Origin of the sequence: Grimontia sp. NTOU-MAR1 (genome assembly GCF_035758505.1) — a bacterium.
GTDB lineage: Bacteria > Pseudomonadota > Gammaproteobacteria > Enterobacterales > Vibrionaceae > Enterovibrio > Enterovibrio marinus.
Window position 1 is genome coordinate 1492625 of the sequence record NZ_CP142108.1, and the last position, 20024, is coordinate 1512648.

Annotated in this window: 17 protein-coding genes and 3 tRNA genes; 11 read left to right on the plus strand and 9 right to left on the minus strand. The window is 49.7% G+C overall.

The genetic code is table 11. The features are described 5' to 3' along the window. Window positions 1-11 precede the first annotated feature (11 nt). Both VP504_RS06845 and VP504_RS06850 read right to left on the minus strand, forming a co-directional pair. Window positions 12-2432, minus strand: a complete 2421-nt coding sequence (locus tag VP504_RS06845; protein ID WP_325893554.1) for an ABC transporter permease — start codon at window positions 2430-2432, stop codon at window positions 12-14. Then, complete coding sequence (locus tag VP504_RS06850; RefSeq protein ID WP_062711956.1) at window positions 2429-3106, minus strand: ABC transporter ATP-binding protein; 678 nt, start codon at window positions 3104-3106, stop codon at window positions 2429-2431. Before VP504_RS06850 ends, VP504_RS06845 begins: the two co-directional genes overlap by 4 nt. Here VP504_RS06850 and VP504_RS06855 point away from each other — a divergent pair. The 3 genes from VP504_RS06855 (at window position 3105) to VP504_RS06865 (ending at window position 5910) form a co-directional block, all read left to right on the plus strand. Beyond that, on the plus strand, window positions 3105-3713 hold the full coding sequence (locus VP504_RS06855) for an arylesterase (RefSeq protein ID WP_325893555.1): 609 nt from the start codon (window positions 3105-3107) through the stop codon (window positions 3711-3713). The genes VP504_RS06850 and VP504_RS06855 overlap by 2 nt on opposite strands. Window positions 3714-3720: 7 nt before the next feature. Further along, a complete protein-coding gene (locus VP504_RS06860; protein ID WP_062711949.1) occupies window positions 3721-4548 on the plus strand; it encodes an SDR family oxidoreductase in 828 nt (275 codons plus the stop codon). Window positions 4549-5055: 507 nt separating this feature from the next. Continuing rightward, window positions 5056-5910, plus strand: a complete 855-nt coding sequence (locus VP504_RS06865; protein ID WP_325893556.1) for a co-chaperone YbbN — start codon at window positions 5056-5058, stop codon at window positions 5908-5910. A gap of 32 nt (window positions 5911-5942) precedes the next feature. On the opposite strand, the gene cueR is transcribed toward VP504_RS06865, so the two are convergent. Then, on the minus strand, window positions 5943-6341 hold the full coding sequence (gene cueR, locus VP504_RS06870; RefSeq protein WP_325893558.1) for a Cu(I)-responsive transcriptional regulator: 399 nt from the start codon (window positions 6339-6341) through the stop codon (window positions 5943-5945). A 113-nt stretch (window positions 6342-6454) separates the two neighbouring features. Between cueR and VP504_RS06875 the strand changes: the two genes are divergently transcribed. The 3 genes from VP504_RS06875 to VP504_RS06885 all read left to right on the plus strand — a co-directional run bounded on the left by VP504_RS06875 (window position 6455) and on the right by VP504_RS06885 (window position 10719). Continuing rightward, entirely contained in the window at window positions 6455-9208 is a 2754-nt protein-coding gene (locus VP504_RS06875; RefSeq protein ID WP_442788899.1) for a heavy metal translocating P-type ATPase, read from the plus strand. 159 nt (window positions 9209-9367) lie between these two features. Beyond that, the gene (locus tag VP504_RS06880) at window positions 9368-9802 is read left to right on the plus strand and encodes a DUF411 domain-containing protein (RefSeq protein ID WP_325894000.1); all 435 of its coding nucleotides are present in this window, start codon (window positions 9368-9370) and stop codon (window positions 9800-9802) included. Window positions 9803-9852: 50 nt separating this feature from the next. Then, window positions 9853-10719 (plus strand): TraB/GumN family protein, encoded by an 867-nt coding sequence (locus tag VP504_RS06885; protein ID WP_325893559.1) that lies wholly within the window; start codon window positions 9853-9855, stop codon window positions 10717-10719. 278 nt (window positions 10720-10997) lie between these two features. Here VP504_RS06885 and VP504_RS06890 read toward each other — a convergent pair whose 3' ends face one another. After that, complete coding sequence (locus VP504_RS06890; RefSeq protein WP_002541291.1) at window positions 10998-11138, minus strand: DUF3149 domain-containing protein; 141 nt, start codon at window positions 11136-11138, stop codon at window positions 10998-11000. Window positions 11139-11494: 356 nt separating this feature from the next. Between VP504_RS06890 and VP504_RS06895 the strand changes: the two genes are divergently transcribed. The 4 genes from VP504_RS06895 (at window position 11495) to smrA (ending at window position 12861) form a co-directional block, all read left to right on the plus strand. Continuing rightward, window positions 11495-11571: transfer RNA gene (locus VP504_RS06895), tRNA-Pro, on the plus strand. 138 nt (window positions 11572-11709) lie between these two features. Further along, window positions 11710-11786, plus strand: a tRNA-Pro gene (locus tag VP504_RS06900). Between the two features lie 137 nt (window positions 11787-11923). Next, window positions 11924-12000 (plus strand) — tRNA-Pro (locus VP504_RS06905). Between the two features lie 276 nt (window positions 12001-12276). After that, window positions 12277-12861 (plus strand): DNA endonuclease SmrA, encoded by a 585-nt coding sequence (gene smrA, locus VP504_RS06910; protein ID WP_325893560.1) that lies wholly within the window; start codon window positions 12277-12279, stop codon window positions 12859-12861. A gap of 66 nt (window positions 12862-12927) precedes the next feature. Here smrA and VP504_RS06915 read toward each other — a convergent pair whose 3' ends face one another. From VP504_RS06915 to VP504_RS06935, 5 genes are all read right to left on the minus strand, one after another. Beyond that, complete coding sequence (locus VP504_RS06915; protein ID WP_325893561.1) at window positions 12928-13542, minus strand: LysE family translocator; 615 nt, start codon at window positions 13540-13542, stop codon at window positions 12928-12930. After that, window positions 13539-13958, minus strand: a complete 420-nt coding sequence (locus VP504_RS06920; RefSeq protein ID WP_325893562.1) for a lysozyme inhibitor LprI family protein — start codon at window positions 13956-13958, stop codon at window positions 13539-13541. Before VP504_RS06920 ends, VP504_RS06915 begins: the two co-directional genes overlap by 4 nt. A gap of 3 nt (window positions 13959-13961) precedes the next feature. Next, window positions 13962-14441 carry a Cys-tRNA(Pro) deacylase gene (ybaK, locus tag VP504_RS06925; protein ID WP_325893563.1) on the minus strand — a complete coding sequence of 160 codons (480 nt, stop codon included), beginning with the start codon at window positions 14439-14441 and terminating at the stop codon, window positions 13962-13964. A 127-nt stretch (window positions 14442-14568) separates the two neighbouring features. Then, window positions 14569-16245, minus strand: coding sequence for a bifunctional UDP-sugar hydrolase/5'-nucleotidase UshA (gene ushA / locus VP504_RS06930; RefSeq protein ID WP_325893564.1), 1677 nt, complete (start codon window positions 16243-16245; stop codon window positions 14569-14571). Window positions 16246-16447: 202 nt separating this feature from the next. Further along, on the minus strand, window positions 16448-17803 hold the full coding sequence (locus VP504_RS06935) for a Na+/H+ antiporter NhaC family protein (protein WP_442788900.1): 1356 nt from the start codon (window positions 17801-17803) through the stop codon (window positions 16448-16450). A gap of 317 nt (window positions 17804-18120) precedes the next feature. Here VP504_RS06935 and VP504_RS06940 point away from each other — a divergent pair, with 317 nt between their 5' ends. Further along, window positions 18121-19995 (plus strand): methyl-accepting chemotaxis protein, encoded by a 1875-nt coding sequence (locus tag VP504_RS06940; protein WP_325893566.1) that lies wholly within the window; start codon window positions 18121-18123, stop codon window positions 19993-19995. Window positions 19996-20024 lie beyond the last annotated feature (29 nt).

Consider the following 20024-nt stretch of genomic DNA (forward strand, 5'->3'; position numbering starts at 1 on the left):
CGTTGAAAGCATCAACGCTTCAATGGCTCTAACAGCCCACGAAGCATCCAGGCTACTGTCAGGAAGACCAGTCCGACAGCCAATGTCGGTAAGCTCAGCCAGACCTCCGGATGCAAACGAACCGGTAGCTCAACGCCCCACTTCAATAGACCAGCCATAGCAAGTTCTGCACCACCAACAGCCATACAGCCTGATACCAGCGCCATAATGCCGTATTCAGCCCAAAGCGTGGTGTTGATGCGCTTTTTGCTCGCCCCGAGCGTCCGGTAAAGCATGATTTCACGCTGACGTTCGGCAAGTGTAATCCGAAGCAGTGTCAGCAAGAGCAATAAACCACTGGCTACCGCCAATCCCGCCAATACTGACAGCGACAGGCTTACTTGTTTGAGGATCACCTGTATTCTTCCGCTCATGGTGCGTAGATCCAGCAAGGTCACCGTTTGGTAATCACGTCCCAGTTGGTTGAGGATATCGCTCTGACTATTTTCCAGTCGGAAACTTACCAACCAGTTTGCAGGTAAGTTCTCCACCAAAGCCGGGTCAAAGATGAAGTAGAAATTGGGCTTCATATTGCGCCATTCCACATCACGAATCGAGTTCACTTCCGCCGTAAATTCCTGGCTGTTAACGTTAAACGTCAGCTCATCACCAAGGCGAAGTCCCAGCCTTTCTGCAATGCCAGATTCCACAGACACGCCACCTTCACTTGGCCATGAACCTTCCAACAACTCATTATGAGTTGGCAAGGTGTCGCGCCAGGTGAAGTTGAGCTCGCGGCGAAGCGCTTCATCCCGCTCTTCCCTGTCTGGGGTCAGCTCAGCATAACGCTGACCATTCAGGCCAACCAAACGACCGCGGATAATGGGATAAGCCTCTGAACGTTCCAGATTGTTCGCGTCAAGACTGCTGACGTAATCATCCAACTCGCTTTTCGCAATGTTCAACGCGAACACGTTTGGTGCATTTTGTGGCAGGGTTTGCTGCCAGTCATCAAGTAAGTCGGTACGGAGCAACCAGATAATCGAAAGCAGCATGAATGACGTTGCCAGCGCGCCAAGCTGCGCGCCACTTGATGCCGGATTTCGTGTTATTCGACTGAGCGCCAGTTTGAATGCAGGCTGTTTAACGCGTTTCTGCGCGACTTTCAGCACCATAACGCCAATCGCCGCCAGAAGGCTGAGCATCACCACTAAGGCCGCCAATACCAGCCAAAGCAAACGGTTATCATAAGACCATGCCACCAACGCAAGGATTGGCACTGCCGCTAGTAACCAGCTCCAGGGATTCTTCCTCTCGCGTACTGCGCTTTGTTCCTGCAACACACTCATAGCAGGCGCTTCAATCAACCGGATCAATGGAATACCGAGTGCTGGCAGTGCCACCAGCAGAGCAACCATAGGGCCAAGCACCCAAGGCAGATAACCATAGCTCGGTAAGGGTGACGGCAGCACATCTACCAGCGGTAACCGTAGGAGATATTCAAGCGCCGCACCGAATCCCAGGCCAAGCACGATTGCCATCAACATCAACATCAGAAGCTGTCTACCGAGCCAACGTCTAACCCAACTGCGCTGCGCACCAAGGCTTTTCACCATGGCAAGTGTCTGGGTGCGACTATCCACATAGTGCTGACAAGTCAGGAGTAAGGTCGCCGCGGCCATAATGATGACCAACACCACTGTTAAAGAGAGGTAACCGCGGCTTCTATCCAGCATGTCGCCCGTCCGATCTCCGGTGTTTTCATCGATCCAGCGTTGTCCGTCGATCGGCGTGTAAGCGGTCTTTACTGCTTCAAGGTCACTGCTTTCACCACGGAAGAAATAGCGGTAACTCACACGACTTCCCGGACGCACGACTCCTGCAGCAGAGACATCGCTCAGGTGCATCATCGCCGCCGGCATTTGACTGAACGGATTGAAGGACAGTTCAGGCTCAGAAATGATTTTACCGCTAACTGTCAGGGTTAAATCACCGACATCAATTTTGTCGCCCAAGCCCACGTCAAGTAGCGTGAACAGGCGTTCTTCCAGCCAAAGTTCACCGGGTTTGACGCTGTCTTGGATAGCATCCGCACTTTCAAGCTCCAAAGCGCCACGGAGCGGGTAGTTACTCTCTACCGCTTTCACGCTGATGAGCTGCATTTCATTGTCACTAAATGCCATGGTGCCAAAACGCGTTTGGTCAGAGCGCTCAACATCAATGCTGTCAAAATTCTGCAGTGTTTGCGGTGCCAGAGGCTGGTTACTTCGAAGCACCAAATCAGCCGCCAACATGGAACGGCCTTGCTGGGTGAGCACAGATTCAATGCGTCCTGCCAGTGCAGACAATGCAAACACACAGGCGATGATCAGCGCCAGTGCAGCAACGACAGGCCAAAGCTGTCCGTGGAAGAGTTCGCGCCAAGCCCAGCGCCAGACAAGACTTTTCCTCATGCAGCCCCCGCCAATTCGCCCGCGTTGAGATGCAGGGTGCGATTGCATTTCTCTGCCAATGCCGGGTCATGGGTGACCAGAATGAGGGTAGTACCGTGATCGCGGTTGAGTGAAAAAAGTAGGTCGATAACCTTAGCAGCAGTATGCTGGTCAAGATTACCTGTGGGTTCATCTGCAAACAGGACATTAGGACGTGTCATAAAGGCGCGGGCAATCGCCACACGTTGTTGCTCACCACCAGAAAGCTGTGAAGGAAGGTGAGTTTCACGCCCTTTTAGTCCGACCGACGCCAGAAGCTCCAATGCCCTTTCTTCATCTTCATCATCACCTCGTATGGTGCAAGGAAGAAGCACATTTTCTAACGCCGTGAGGGAGGGTACCAGCAAGAAACTTTGGAACACAAAACCGATGGAGTCGGCACGAAGCGCAGCACGCGCATCATCATCAAGCTGGCTCAATGGCTTACCCAGAAGTTCGATTTCACCGGCTGATGGCGTATCCAATCCGGCGAGTAATGTCATAAGGGTTGATTTCCCTGCACCAGAAACCCCAACTAAAGCAATACTTTCGCCCTGCTCGACCTGAAGGGAAACATCCTGCAGAATGGTCAGAGACTGTGCATTCGTCGTCACTATTTTTGAGACGTTACTGGCCCTGATCACTGGAGTTGTCATGATTCGTATCCTTTCTTTTTGTCTTTTGATTGTCAGTCACAGCGCAGCATCGCAGACGCTTCTTGTTCTAGGTGATAGCCTTAGTGCCGGTTACCAAATGGCGATCGAGAAAAGCTGGCCTAGCCTGATTGAACCTAAGCTGACGGAAATCAGCAAGATCACTTCCGTCGTCAATGCCAGTATTTCAGGTGATACTTCTGGAAACAGTCTCGACAGACTCCCAGCCCTGCTGGAACAGTACTCACCTGACTATGTACTGATTGAACTGGGTGCTAACGATGGACTGCGAGGCTTTCCACCCAAGCAGATACGCAACAACTTGTCTGAATTGATCAGTTTAAGCCAGGAAAACGGTGCGCAAGTCATGCTAATGCAGATCCAGATCCCACCCAACTATGGTCAAAGATACAGCAAGGCTTTTGCTGATATCTATCCGGAATTAAGTAAAGAAATGCAAATTCCACTCATTCCGTTCTTCATGGAGAAGATCGTTTTGACCAAAGGCTGGATGATGGCAGATGGTTTGCACCCCAAAGAAATCGCTCAGCCTTGGATCGCTGAATTTATGGCAACACAGATGCTGCCACACATAAAAGAGCAAGGATAAAACAAAAATGAAAAACGCCGTATTGATGACAGGGTGCTCGACCGGCATCGGCTATGTCTGTGCCCATGCACTGGCAAAGCAGGGATTTGAAGTGATTGCATCATGCCGGAAACTGGAGGACGTCGAGCGTCTTGCAAAGGAAGGACTCACTTGCATTCACCTGGACCTTGCCGACAACAACAGCATTCTTAGCGCCGTAGAAGAAGTCAGATCACTCACGGATGGAAAGCTATTGGGCCTGTTTAACAATGGCGCATATGGCCAGCCTGGTGCACTTGAAGACCTACCGACCGATGCATTGAGAAAGCAATTTGAAACCAACTTCTTTGGCTGGCACACGCTGACACAAGCCGTGATTCCGATGATGATGGCTAACGGCAAAGGTCGTATTGTTCAGAACAGTTCCGTTCTCGGTTTCGTCGCACTGAAATTCCGCGGCGCATATAACGCCAGTAAATTTGCTGTTGAAGGTTGGACAGATACTCTTCGTTTAGAACTCGCAGGCACCCCGGTAAAAATCAGCTTGATTGAACCTGGTCCGATTGAAACCCGTTTCCGCGCTAATGCACTGGAGGCGTTTTACCGTTTCATTGATATCGAAAGCAGTCGCTTTAAGAGAGATTACCTCGCCCAGCGAGATCGAATGGAAAGCGAGAACTCCACCAACAAATACACACTGCCTTCAGAATCAATTATCGATCCTTTGATTCATGCGCTAACCGCGGAAGAGCCTAAAGTCCGATACCGGGTCACCAAACCAACCCATTACATGGCCTGGTGTAAACGTCTTCTGCCTTCAAAAACACTCGATAAAATTCTTGCGAAGGGTAGGTAAAATCCCTGCTCTACTCGCAAAAAGAAACATTCCGGGCAATTTATGCCCAATTAGTCTCAAAATCGTGACGTTAAAACTTTATTTCCGCGTTCATTTTTCTGTCATAAAACCGCGTTATTCTCTCTCATGTACCGTGAAACACCTGCCCCCCAACTTCCACTTCGATGTGATGCGTGTCGGATCAGGCCGTGAACAGGGATACAAAAAGAACAAATACCCCAAAAGGAGCCGGACTATGTCCTTAAGTCAATTGAACTGGCTCTGTTTGAGTGTAACGCTGGCAATTTTGCTTGTGTTTTAAGTCAGCGTTTCACATCGACGAGCGCAAAAAGAATGAAGGCCACTGGAAACTCAGTGGCCTTTTTCGTTAGTTAACAGGATCAAAAGATCAGTGATTTGATCCAGCAATATTTAATATTTATCGGCGCTTTAGCGGATAATGCCTTGAATTTTCAAACTGCTCCCCCCACCTTTACACCAAAGAACTTCTAACGCTCAGGCAATACTATGCAACCAAATTATATTGTTGAACTTAACGAGCAGAACTTTCAGCAAATCCTGGAAGGCTCCGTTGAAACTCCTGTCCTGATCCTCTTTTGGGCCCAAATGAGTCCTGAGAGCACCGAGATTGTTCCGGCGCTGGAAAAACTGGCACACGAATATGCAGGCGCATTTACGCTGGCCTTGCTTAACTGCGAACAGCAGCAGATGCTGGCTTCCCAGTTTGGTGTGCGAGCACTGCCTACTATTGCCCTGTTTAGCAATGGCCAGCCTGTCGACGGCATTGCCGGACCACAGACTGAAGATACCGTGCGTGAAATGCTGGTTCGTCATCTTCCAAGCCAGGATGAAATGACCTTTAAGCAAGCGCTGGCGTTAATTGCTGAAGGTAAACATACCGAAGCACTACCATTGCTGAAAACTGTTGAAGCAGCATTAGGCGATACAGGCGCACACAAGCTTGCGGTTGCTGAGTGCTATGTTGAAGCGCAGCAGTTCGACGATGCGGAAGCGTTGCTCGCTAAGGTGTTAATGCAGGATCAGGATGCACAGTATAAAGCCCTGATGGCAAAAGTAGAGCTTCACAAGCAAGCTGCCGACACCCCTGAAATTCGTGAACTGCAGGCGGCCTTTGAGGCCGATGCGGACAATAAAGATCTGGCCTACGAATTAGCTATCCAATACAGCCAGGTCAATCGTCAGGAAGAAGCCTTGGAACTGTTGATTGGCCTACTGCGCAAAGACCTGAACTTTGCCGATGGTGACGCGAAAAAGACCATGATGGATATTCTGGCTGCATTGGGTCAGGGCAACGAGATTGCCAGCCGTTACCGCCGACAGTTATATTCGCTACTCTACTGATTTCCCATTTTAAAAAGCGCTCCGGCGCTTTTTTATTTCCCATCAGCCGAGGACAAAGCTTCGATGATTGGACAACAGGCGCTGTCGTTACCCGGGCAGGTGCTCGCCAATGATTTCAATGACTTTTTCATGGCCTGAAGTTCTTTTATTTTGTCGTCTATCTCTGCGATTTTCTCCAACGCCTTTTGCTTTACATCCGCACTTCGACGGTTAGGGTTTCGCGACATACCCAATAGCGTCTGACACTCTTCCAAGCTAAAGCCCACCAAGCGCGAACGACGGATCATTTGCAACTCATTAATGTGCTTTTGACCATAAGCCCGATAACCATTCTCCAGGCGTGCAGGTTCACTAATGATCCCCTTTTGTTCGTAGAAGCGAATCGTCTTTGGTGTCAGTCCTGTCGCCTTGGCAATTTCATTGATTTTCATGCCTCACTCCCCGTCTAAAACTCACGCTTGACCTTACAGTTGATGGAAGGTTTATTCTACGGAATTATGAACAGTCCATACCTGAGACCGCAAGTAGATTTATAGGTATCGAAATGACAGATACAGAACTGAACACTCGTGAGGAAGGCAAAGAAGCCGCCACATTTATCACGCTCCCCTTGTCAGGACTTAACTGCATGGGTTGTGCGCGTAAGGTGAAAAATGCCGTCGAGCCTATCGAAGGTGTGTCAGTGGTAGAAGCCGACAAGACCTCCCTAACGATCAACGCAGATGCGCCTTTAAGTGCCGTTATCAGTGCAGTTGAATCACTGGGTTATCAGGTGGGAACGACCACGGCACTTCCTTTGGCAGGGCTCAGCTGCGGACGCTGTGTTGCCAAACTGAAAGCCGCTTTTGAAGCTTCACCAAAGGTTTTTCTTGCTGATGTGACTAAGACCGAAGCTACCATCAACAGCGCACTGACACGGGAAGAATTGACAGCCATCGTCGATGCTACGGGTTATCAGGTTGCAGAAACCCAGAGCGAAACCACACACGTGGCTGAAATCACAGCAGCGCCAGAAGTTGCGCTCGATGATACTCCTTCCGAACCGCCGTTGAGTTCAAATTCAGCTTCCCTGCAATTTATTCTTTCCGGCATGACCTGCGCGAGCTGTGTGTCATCCGTAGAAGGCGCGATAAAAGGTGTAACCGGTGTAATGGCGGTCAACGTAAACTTGGCTGAGCGCACTGCGTTAGTGTCCGGAGAAGCCGACGCCGACGTCATCATCAGAGCGGTAGAAGCCGCAGGCTATGGCGCAGAAGTGAGCGAAAGCGAAGAGACTCGCCGTGAGCGTCAGTCAGCCATGCATGCCGCACAACTTGCAGAACACAAACGCAACACTTGGTTATCTCTGGGCTTAGGTGCACCACTGATGGCATGGGGACTGCTCGGCGGTTCAATGACCATTGAAAGCACCACTAGCCAGATCGGCTGGGGCATCATCGGCCTTCTGACCTTCGCACTTCTGTGCACCGCGGGTAAACATTTCTTCGTGAATGCTGTGAAAGCGGCACGCCATCATCGCGCGACCATGGATACCTTAGTCGCTTTGGGTACGGGATCTGCCTGGCTTTACTCTGTTGCCGTGGTGTTTGCGCCAGACCTTTTCCCTGCACAAGCGCGTCATGTGTACTTCGAAGCCACAGCCATGATTCTGGGCTTGGTGACGCTCGGTCATGCTATTGAAGCCAAAGCGCGGGCCTCGACATCTAAAGCGCTGGATCACTTACTCGACCTACAACCACCAACCGCACTGGTCGTTGAAAACGGTCAGGAGCGAGAAGTTCCACTGGCAGCCGTGCAAGCAGGCATGATGCTCAGGGTGAAACCCGGCTCAAAAATTCCGGTTGATGGTGTGGTTGAAGACGGCGAAAGCTATGTCGATGAATCCATGCTGACTGGCGAGCCGCTTGCCGTACGCAAAACCTCAGGGGAAACGCTGCATGCCGGTACCGTGAACCAAAACGGTAGTCTACTGTTTAAAGCCACCGGCATCGGTAGCGATACCATGCTGTCAAGGATTATTCAGTTGGTGCGTCAGGCACAAAGCAGCAAACCGGCGCTGGCACGCATGGCGGATTCTATCTCGGCCATATTTGTCCCGACCGTTATGATCATTGCCATTCTGACAGCGCTTGGCTGGTACAACTTTGGGCCTGATCCGAAGCTCAGCTTTATGCTGGTCACCGCGACCACTGTGCTGATCATCGCCTGTCCTTGTGCGCTTGGTTTGGCAACGCCAATGTCTGTCACAACTGGCGTTGGTCGTGCGGCTGAGCTTGGTGTGCTTATTCGTGATGCAGAGGCATTGCAACATGCAGCGTCGGTCGACACTGTGGTACTGGATAAAACCGGTACGCTGACCGAAGGTAAGCCGCAAGTGACGTCGATTATTAGCCTTGCACTGCCAGAAGAGGAGTTGTTACGTATCGCAGCAAGCCTTGAACAGGGCTCTGAACAGCCACTGGCAAAAGCTGTGCTGGATGCAGCAAAAGGTAAAGACATTGCCCTTGCATCAGTATCGAGCTTTGAAGGTATTCCAGGAAAAGGTCTGAGTGCCAACATTGATGGCGACACTTATTTTCTGGGTAACGCCCGCCTGATGGCTGAAAAAGGCATTGCGGTGGAAGACGGCCAGGCTGCCGCCAAGCAACAAGCAGAACGCGGGGAAACCGCTGTATATCTGGCAACACGCACTGAGCTTCTTGGTCTTATTGGTATCAGCGACCCATTGCGTTCAGATTCTGCCAGCGCAGTAAAACGTCTAAAGGCTTTGGGCTATGAGGTGGTGATGCTCACCGGTGATCACCCGGATACGGCCAATGCCATTGCCAAACTGGCCGGGATTGAGAATGTGATTGCAGGGGTTTTGCCAGACGGTAAAGCGGATGTAGTCACTCGCCTGCAAAGCGAAGGCAAAAAAGTCGCCATGATTGGTGATGGCATTAATGATGCGCCAGCACTGGCCAAAGCTGAAGTTGGGATTGCGATAGGCAGCGGCAGTGATGTAGCCATTGAAAGCGCCCAGATGACGCTGATGCGTCACTCAATTGATGCCGCCACTGATGGGCTAACACTGTCCAAAGCAACCCTTCGCAATATGAAGGAAAATCTCTTTGGTGCATTTGTTTACAATTCTCTGGGTATTCCGATTGCTGCGGGTGTGTTATATCCCCTCACCGGCGCACTGCTGAGTCCAGTTGTTGCTGGCGCGGCCATGGCTTTCTCGTCGATTACTGTCGTGAGTAATGCCAACCGACTGCGCTGGTTTAAACCACCTCAAGGAGGAAACCATGTTGGTTAATCTTGTTGGGTTTGGACTGATCGGAGCCATCATCTGGTGGTTCTGGCTGGCGGAAAAGAAAAATTAAACGCCGTCTAATTTAACGCTGTTTGCGACTACGCAACAGGCATTCGCCCCGGGTTGGTTTCATCGCACGGGGATAACATCAAGGAGAAAATGATGAAATCTAAACTTGCTGCACTGTCGTTTGCGCTGCTATCCACCAGCGTGTTTGCTGCTTCTGGTGTGACTTACAAATCTCCGTATTGTGGTTGCTGTAAAGAGTGGGTAAAGCACATGGAAGATAACGGCTTTGAAATGAAGTCCGAAGACCATGTGAACATGAACCCAATTAAGATGAAGCTTGGTATCAAGCCAGAGCTCGCTTCGTGCCACACTACTGTTATCGACGGTTACCTGTTTGAAGGGCACATCCCAGCAAGCGATGTAAAAGCCTTCCTTGAGCAAAAACCAAAGCTGGCCGGTCTTGCAGTACCAGGGATGCCAGTGGGTTCACCGGGCATGGAATATGGCGACCAGAAAGACCCATATGATGTCGTTGGCTTCTCGAAAAGCGGCATGACAATCGTCTTTAACAGCCACAACAAAGACTGACAATTGATGGTGAAGCCTCCATACTGGAATTTCAACAGTATGGAGGCTTCATGTACCGCATTACTACCCTGCTTTTCTCGCTGCTTTTTAGCGCATTATCTTTTGCTGCCCCTCAAGTCTGGCAAGCGCAAAAAAGCGACCTTTCCTTTACTATCATGGGCTCTGTACACGCTGGCAAGCCGGAGTTCTACCCTCTTCCCGAGATCATGATCAGTAGATTCGAATCTGCCGATGGTCTTATCGTAGAAGCCGATATCATCAACGATAAATCTATTTCCATTCCCAAAGGAAAACCTTCCGCCTCGTACCTGACAAACGCCCAGAAAGAAACACTTGAGGAAATCGCAGCAGAGACTGGCACACCATCAAACGTGCTGCTTAATCTTCCTCCCTGGCAAGCAGCCATGGCACTCCAGCTATACCAAATCAACAAGTTGGAATTGCAACAACTGCTGGGCATTGACCTTTATTTCCTCTCTCGAAGCCAGAAGCATTCTGTACCCGTGATCCCACTGGAAACCGTACAACAGCAAGTCGACCTACTGGCCGATGCAGATAAGGATGGTTTGGAGCTACTGACAGACACTCTGGATTACTGGGAACTCTCCAAAGAGTTTATGCCCTGTCTGATTGATGCCTGGCAGTATGGTGACGGTGCGAAAATGGAAGAAATGGTAACGGTCATGAGCGGCGCAGGAGAGTTCGAACGTCAACTGATTGATGAGCGTAACCACAACTGGCTGGAAGCTCTCACTGACAAATCGCGATTTAACAAAGGAAATTACGTCATGGTTGTCGGAGCACTGCATCTTTATGGCAAAGAAGGTGTGCTGACGCTGCTGGAAAAAGCCGGTTTCGACGTAAAACTCTTAACGCAGGGTGAAAAGGTTGATTGCGAAATTCCGGCGATTCCATGAGCGGCTAGATCAGCCGCTCACCAGTACCTGAGTCACAATCATTGAGACCAGAAACAACAGAATAAACCAGATAACAATGGACTTTCTCATACCTTTTTCCTTACTGCGGTAAAGCCAGAATCTGGAGTAGTTTACCGCATACACGATGAGGAAAAGAGCACAATTGGAAGGTTTGTAGCAGCGGATTGCTGCTCTCATTAGAGGAATAAAAAGAAGCCGAAGTGCGTTGCTGCCTTCGGCGTAAGCAACCAAGTCTACATTTAACTGGTTTAAGGGAATTATTGTGTTCCTGGCTCTTTCATCGCCTTGTAGACAAAGAACCCCGCCATGAAGCTAATCATGCCCAATGCAACAAAAATGACGATCATTGAGGAGAGGCCAATTGCGTTGCCGAAAAGTAGGTCTAACCAGAATTCCATTTTTGTGCTTCCTATGTCTGTGAACGTTAAGACTAGGTTGCCAATTGGTGAAAGAATCAACGATGATCCAGATCAAGTGAAGCTCGTGTTAGTGGCACGTGACAATTCAAGTGTGTGTGTTGTCGCAATTTATTCTGGATTGGTGATCCTTTGAGCGAACGGTTCGTACCACGCAAAAATCCTGATAAAACACTTGTGTCTTAAGCGTGGATGAGTAATATAACCAACCTCTGAGACGCACAGCGAATCAGCATTGTCGGTAATTAGCGCAGTTTGATGGCGCATCCGGCTCTAGTGAATAGCGGACCAGAGGGCCACCCTCTAATAGCGAAATCTCAAGACACAAAATACATGCTCGGTGAATAGCGCAGTTTGGTAGCGCATCTGGTTTGGGACTAGAGGGTCGGGGGTTCGAATCCCTCTTCACCGACCACTCTTTCAAATCTTGAGCAATACGCTTGAGTAATATCGTCGGTAAATAGCGCAGTTTGATGGCGCATCCGGCTCTTGAGAATAGCGGACCAGAGGGTCACCCTCTAATAGCCGAATCTCAAGATACAAAACATATGTTCGGTGAATAGCGCAGTTTGGTAGCGCATCTGGTTTGGGACCAGAGGGTCGGGGGTTCGAATCCCTCTTCACCGACCACTTTTCAAGACTTGAGCGATAAGCTTGAGCAATATTGTCGGTGAATAGCGCAGTTTGATGGCGCATCCGGCTCTTGAGAATAGCGGACCAGAGGGTCACCCTCTAACAACGGAATCTCAAGATACAAAATATATGTTCGGTGAATAGCGCAGTTTGGTAGCGCATCTGGTTTGGGACCAGAGGGTCGGGGGTTCGAATCCCTCTTCACCGACCACTCTTCGAAGCCTCGCAGCAATGCGAGGCTTTTTCTTATCTGTTTCATTTTACGTCCGCAAACGTTCATGCGTTCCGCATGATGGGTCGGGTACGGAAGGCCGCCCCGCTCGAATCCCTCTTCACCGACCACTCTTCAAAGCCTTGCAGCAATGCGGGGCTTTTTCGTATTATTTCCCTTTGTAACCCTTTGAACAATTGCGTTATTCACTTCCTACGAGACCTCCGAATTGTTTGCCGTTATACTCAAACCATGCTCCAACAACCCGTAACGACTATGAACGGCAACAACGAGTTCGACTTATTTCGGGAGATGATGGCAGATGTCGCGCCTATCAAGCACGATACGGTCGATAACTCCCAACAATCACATAAACCGACTGAAGCCCAGCTGGCACGTCAGCTTGCGGCTCAAAGCCTCTCTGAGGGTGATCCTGAGTATCTTTCCATTGATTACGCCAAGATGCTCAAGCCTGAAGATATCGTTGCTTTCAAGCGCCCTGGTGTTCAGGATGGCGTGTTTCGAAAACTTCGTCTGGGTAAATATGACATTCATGCCCGACTGGACCTGCACAAATACACCCTGAAAGATGCCAGAGATGAAATCCTGCGCTTTCTGAAACAATGCCAACGCATGGACATTCGCTCGGTGATCATTGTGCACGGAAAAGGCGAACGCTCTAACCCTCCCGCCATGATGAAAAGCTATGTCTGCCAGTGGCTGGAACAGATCACTGACGTGCAATGTTTCCACTCCGCCCAGCGTCATCAAGGTGGTACGGGCGCAGTCTATGTGATGATTAAAAAGAGTCAGGAAAAGAAACTGGAGACACGGGAGCGACATCTTAACCGTCGGAGTTAATCTTCTATCTCATCAACGGAAACAGGAGCCATTTGGCTCCTGTTGTGTGTTTCAGATATTGTCTAGCTATAGCGTCACAACAACCCGAACTGCAAGACCGATCAGCACGATGCCACACAGGCGGTCGATGAGTACGGCTTTTTGCTTGAGCTTTTCCAGCACATGGGGAGAGGACAGAACCAAAGCCACTATGGTGTACCACAGACCATCAATAACAAATGGGGTAGCCACAATCACTGCTCGGCTAAATGTATCTGTACCAATCGCTACAAACTGGCTGAACAATGCGAGGAAGAAAAGTGCTAGCTTGGGGTTAAGAACTGAAATCATAGCGCCATCTCGCGCCGCTTCCAACAAGGTGGTTTTCTCGCCTTTTTCCAGCTTGGCTGCCACACCACCTTTAGCACGCAGGGATTTAATACCTAGCCAGGCTAGATAAGCGGCACCCGCGTAGGCAATAGCAGTAAACAATGTTGGAGACTGTTTGAGGATAACCGCGAGGCCAAGCAGAGTAAGCAAAGCGTAGAAACCAACACCCAACGCGTGTGACCAAGCAGCGACAATACCATGTAGGCGGCCTCCTGCCAGGCTGTGCCGCATCATTACCACAAGGCTCGGCCCCGGGGAAACAGCCCCTAAAATACACACCAATGCCAGACCAAGCCATACGGAAAATGTCACTTAGCGCCTCCTTTCACGCCCATCAGGCTGTTTAGACGAATGATCTGTTCATTAGTCAATTCAATCATGCAGTTAAGGTATCCCTGTCCACTTCCTGAACCTGAGGCAAAGCTAGCCTCTACCATTTTGCACTGGTTTTCGCGCCAATATTGAAATCCACCAAAGGCACTCTGAGATATCGGCACCGCATCAGTTGCTGATGAGACTTCATCCAGCTTTTTCAAATGTGCCCCGAGCGCAATTTCCGTCTTATTCAATGCCTCCTGAGCCACCTTCCAATGGTTATCGAGACAGGCCGTGACTTCAACGTGCGTTTCAGATGCTTTGTAGCATGCCATTAATGCAGAGTGCTCTTTTCCTGCAAAGGCCGTTAGAGGTAAACTCAAAAAAACGAATACCCACCAACTCTTACGCATGAATTACCCCTCCTTGCCGATTACGGCAAATTTTCCTTGTGTCAGTGAGAGTAAATCTGAGGGAGAAAGTTCAATTTCAAGCCCGCGCTTGCCTGCGCTGACATAAATAGTTTCAAAGGCTTGTGCACTCTCATCTAAAAGCGTTGGTAAGCGCCGTTTTTGCCCTAGCGGACTGATACCACCCACCACATAGCCAGTAGTCTTTTCTGCAATCGCTGGATTCGCCATTTCTACCTTTTTCGCGCCCGCCGCTTTCGCCGCTGCTTTTAAATCCAACTGGCCGGAAACCGGCACAATGGCAACAGCCAGCTTTTTCGGGTCACCGTTCATCGCAAACAGCAGGGTTTTGAAGACACGCGCTGGATCTTGCCCCAACACACTTGCCGCCTCCAATCCAAAGTTGCTATTGTTCGGATCATGCTCGTAGCTGTGAACATGAAAATGGATACCCGATTTTTCCGCCAGTGTGATTGCCGGTGTCATACCTTTTCTCTCTGATTCTGCTCTTAAGATGAGCCGCGTTATCCCGCTGATAATGACATAAAAAAAGGCACTGTCACCAGTGCCTTTTCGTCTCTATAACGAGTTTGTCCGCGATGGGACAATGTGATTACTTGTAAGTAATTTCACCGTTTGGCGCATACTTGTTCACATCGATTGGAGAGTTCTTCTCCAGATAATCTTTCAGCACTTCAGCATCCACAAAACCGGTGTTCACGTTACCTGGGTGGCCAGTCAGCTTAGGATAGCCATCACCACCTGCTGCATTGTAGCTAGGCACAGTAAAGCGATAGGTTTTGCTTGTATCCAGTGGCTCACCGCCAATCACAACGTCGCTCACACCATCAGCTGACACTATCATTGAGATGCCATAAAACTGTGCATAAGCACCTGAATCAACTGGCTTGGTTGCCACTTCGTTTAGGTAATCCAATACCTCTGCACCGCTCATGTCGGTGTAAGTCACCATATTCGCAAATGGTTGAACGGTCAGCACATCTTTATAGGTCACGTCACCTTCTTCGATTGAAGCACGCACACCACCAGAGTTCATCACAGAGAAGTCTGCTTTCGCACGGTCTTTGTGCGCTGCTGCAATTAGACGGCCCAGATTAGTTTGCTGAAAGCGAACCACGTTACGATCACCTTGCAGATGGCCATTGGTTCCTGCAATTTTTACGTTCAGTTGCTCCTGACCTTTCTCCTGATAAGGTTTCAGGAAGTCGTACAACGCTTTATCTTTTGGAATCTCATTCTGGATGAAGACACGTTTCTTCTCACCGTTCACCTTGATTTTCTTCTTCAGGTTCACAGGTATCAGGTCGTAAGACACCAGATTCAGTTCGCCGTTGCGGAATTCAAAGTCCGCTTTACCCACGTACTTGCCCCACTCGTGCGCCTGAACAATCCAGGTACCGTTTTGGTTGTCTGGCTTACACTCGTCGCCCGGTTTGAACGACTTGTTATACATGTTTGGGCCTTCCATACAAACAGGCTCTTGTGAATGACCACCAACGATCATGTCAAGCGAACCTTCGTTCAGGTAGCGAGCCAGTGCTACATCGCCCGGTGCATTGATGCCACGCTGCCCATCTTCATAGTGGCCCATATGTGTCGCTGCGATAATGATGTCTGGGTTTTCGGTTTCTTTCAGCTCTGCAATCAACTTTTTCGCTTCTTCTTTGGGATCGCGGAAGTCCAGCTCACCAATAAACTCAGGGTTACCGATTTTCGCGGTATCTTCTGTCGTCAGACCAATAACCGCGATACGCAGGCCGTTGCGCTCAAACATTTGGTATGCCTGATACTTACGTTCACCAGTGGCTTTGTCGTAGATATTTGCCGACAGCATTGGGAAGTCAGCCCATTCCATTTGCTGGTCAAGCACTTCAAGCGGATTGTCGAATTCGTGGTTACCCAGTGCCATCGCGTCATAACCTATCATGGTCATGCCTTTGAAATCTGGTTCTGCATCTTGCAGATCAGACTCAGGAACACCGGTATTGATATCACCACCGGACAACAGCAGCACCGTCGCACCTTGTTCTTCAGATTCCTCACGCAGGTTATCAATCAGCGTCTTACGAGCTGCCATACCGTATTCGCCGTGACGGTTGTGCCAGAAGCGGCCGTGATTATCATTGGTGTGAAGAATGGTCACTTTGTAAGTGGTATCTGGTTGCCAACCTGGTACAACTTCCGTTGTTTGGGTGGTGGTTGAACAGCCTGCCAGAGCGGCAAGCAGTGCAGCGCTGATCGCTGCCTTCAGAGAGAGGCGTTCCTTCATGGTGATACCTATTATCTGTGAGGCAGCATGAAAGCGTTTACTTTCATGCTGTGGGGTTTAACCTAGACTGCTTTTATTTTCACGAAGTAGTCTAAATAGTTAAACTTGGCATCACATAGAACTTTCAAGAAAGTGCCATCCAGATCACTGAAAAACACCTCAATTGCGGGTAAATCAGCTGCAATTAAAGTATTTGTATTGGTTATCTAGACAGACACTGTCCTTTACTGCGTGCAATCGCAAAGCCTGCTGAGATCGCAAGCAAGAAACAGTAATAAGACTGGCTTACGACACTCATAGGGGACAATTCAAAGATTGAGCCAAGCAATAACGCCTGCGCACCGTAAGGCAGAACCCCCTGAATTACACAAGAAAAGATATCCAGCAAGCTGGCACTGCGTTTCGGTGAAACATCGTGCAGGGTAGCCAGCTCTTTCGCCACACCGCCAGCCACAATAATCGCAACCGTATTGTTTGCCGTACAAAGGTTGGTCATGCTTACCAGCGATGCAATACCGGCTTCGCTGGCTCGTGGTGAGCCTTTTTCTGTTTCCTTATCTGCACGTGACAGGATCAGTTTGCTCAGTTTATCCGTTACAAACGCCAAACCACCCTGTTGGCGCATCAATTCCGCCAAACCTCCAATCAGCAACGACAACAAGAAGATTTCCTGCATATTGCCAAAGCCTTTGTAGATGTCCTGACTGAACGTCATCACGCTATAGTCAGCGGTCTTTAACATACCAACGATACCCGCAAACAGAATGCCGATGGTCAATACAACAAAAACGTTCATGCCGTAGACCGCAAGCACTAGGATCGTCAAGTAAGGAAGCACCGCCAGCCAATCGATTTCACCGGAAACTGGCGCTTGGGTTACTTCATTGGCAAAGAAGAAAATCACCAAAGCCACCAATGCAGCAGGTACTGCGATTTTGACGTTTTCACGGAACTTGTCTTTCATGTGGCAGCCCTGTGAGCGCGTCGCAGCGATCGTGGTGTCTGAGATGATAGAAAGATTGTCACCGAACATCGCACCACTCAACACCACCCCCGACATCAATGCAGCATCAATACCTGTCGTATCAGCAATGCCCAAAGCGACAGGCGCAACTGCTGCGATGGTGCCCATCGATGTACCCATCGCTGTTGCGATGAAAGCAGAAATCAAAAACAGGCCTGGCAGAATAAAGCTTGAAGGAAGAATGGCTAAACCCAGATTAACCGTTGCATCTACACCGCCAGTCGCTTTTGCTACCGCAGAGAAAGCCCCCGCCAGTAAGTAAATCAAGCACATCGCGGTAATATCGCGATGGGAAACGCCTTCAATAAACTGACCAATAGCGCCGTTGAGCTTTTCTTTACTCATCAGCACAGCAAGCATGATAGCGGGCAACACCGCTATCGGGGCTGGAAGTTGGTAAAAGGCGAATTCGACATTCTGAGTCGAAAAGTAAATGCCCGTCCCTATAAATAGGCACAAGAAAAGCCCAAAGGGCAAAAGTGCGCTCGCTGATGGCGCAATGTTTGTCTGCTTCTGTGTCATGTTGCGTTGCATATTTTCGTGAAGTGAAACGCAGAGTAATCTTAAAGCGATAGACCGTCAACAAATAGACGTCTAAACGTCCAAGCTATTTTGTTACAGCAGAAATCTCTCTGAAAAACATCTGCAAACGGTAATATTTATCCCTTCGCCTCAGCCTTGTGAAAATGACTGAAGCAATCTCACATTCTCTGAGCTTAAAACAGCAAAAAATCGCGCACTTCCCCTCAAGCAACCGTTCCGCAGGTCGATATAGAATGTTGTGTGGAAAAGAATAATTCTCAGCACAACCCACCTCAATTTTTCAAAGAGTTCGATGCAAGGAACGTAACATGACGCTGACTCTCAAGCAGAAGCTGATAGGTACCTGCCTTGTCGCCGTGGTGGCGATGGCAACCATCCTGTCTTTCTTGGCTGCAAAGCAATTATCTACCCAGACCCAACAAGGCTTGGAAAATCGTGTGGAAAGCATGTCTCAAGTCGCCCGTGTTGGCTTTGCCAATTGGCTGGAGGCTCACGATGTGGCGATGAAAGGCTATGTAGAGACCCTACCCCACGAGGATGAAATCAATGCCTTGGAGATGCTCCAGGTTTCTGGTGACTTCGAGATGACTTTTTTTGCTCAAACTGATGGTGCCATAGCGCTTGCAAACGGAGCTAACATTGATATCGACCCTCGCCAACGCCCTTGGTATATAGAAGCTGTACGAGAAAACAAAACGATTTGTACCGCCCCTTACCGTGACGCCCTGACTGGAGAAACCATGGTGACACTGGCTACCCCGGTTTATCAGAGCGGAAAGCTTAAAGGTGTGGTTGGCGGTGACATCAGCCTTCGCAAGATTGTCAGTGACCTGTCTCAATTCAACTTCGGCGACAATGCCTTCGGCATGTTGTTTGCGGAAGATGGTACCCTTATTGCCCATAACAACGCCTCACTGAACGGCAAACCGCTGACTCAATACAATCCGGCTCTTACTCAGTCTGAGGTGCGTGAAGCTATGGCCCAAGGCGGCCTACTGAAAAGCTCTCTAAATGGCGATGAAAAGGCTTACTACTTCACAGAGCTTCCAGAAGCGAACTGGGTAATCGGTATTGAAGTCGATATGGGTACAGAGCTCTCCTCCCACAACTCAGCAGTAACCACCCTGATCCTGACAAGCTTTGCTGTAACCTTGGTAGTGCTTGCCCTGTCAGCCTGGTTGGTGAATGCGCTTTTCCGCGATCTTGTCCGCGTGTCGAAAGCGATGGAAGAAATTGCCAGCGGTGACGCAGATCTGACTCAGCGTCTGACACCACATAGTAACGATGAAGTCGGCCAACTGGCGCATAACTTCAACACCTTCGTTGCGAACATGCACACAATGGTGACGCACCTGAAAAGTGTCGGTGAATCGCTCACTGAACAGGCAACTCATGCCGCCGAGCAAGCGAGTATGCGCAGCACCCGTATTCGTGGTCAGCAGGATGAAATCAACATGGTGGCAACGGCTATCAACCAGATGGCAGCAGCAACCCAAGAGATCGCAGGTAGCGCGGAAAATACCGCTGAGCTTTCTAAGCAGGCTGTCGGTTGTTCAGAGGAAGGCGCCAATCAAGTGAACCAAAGCCAGCAATCCATCGGTAATCTGTCTACGGAAGTGGAATCTGCCACCAGCGTGATAGCGGAGCTGGACTCCCACACCCAGAGCATCAACTCTATTCTTTCCACCATTCAGGATATTGCCGAGCAAACCAACCTGCTGGCGCTAAATGCGGCGATTGAAGCAGCCCGTGCTGGTGAACAAGGCCGGGGCTTTGCCGTGGTTGCCGACGAAGTCCGCGTGTTGAGCCAACGCACACACAACTCAACCCGTGAAATTCAGGCAACGATTGAAACACTGCAAAACACCACTCAGTCCGCTGTGAAAATCATGGAAGACAGCCGCCATCTGGCTACCACAAGCGTAGAAGACGCTAACTTTGCAACCAACAGCCTGTCGCAAATCACCACTTCGGTATCGACCATCAGCGACATGGCGACCCAGATTGCCTCTGCTGCTGAAGAGCAATCTTTGGTAACGGCAGAAATCACACGCAATACGGAAGCAGTGCGCAATGCCTCGGACGAACTCGCTCACGAAGCTAATCATGCAACAGAGCAGGCGACGGCGCTTTCGAGCCTATCACGTCAGCTTAACGACGAGCTTGCCAGATTCAGGTTGTAACGTTTAGACGCTAAATCGCAGACACAAAA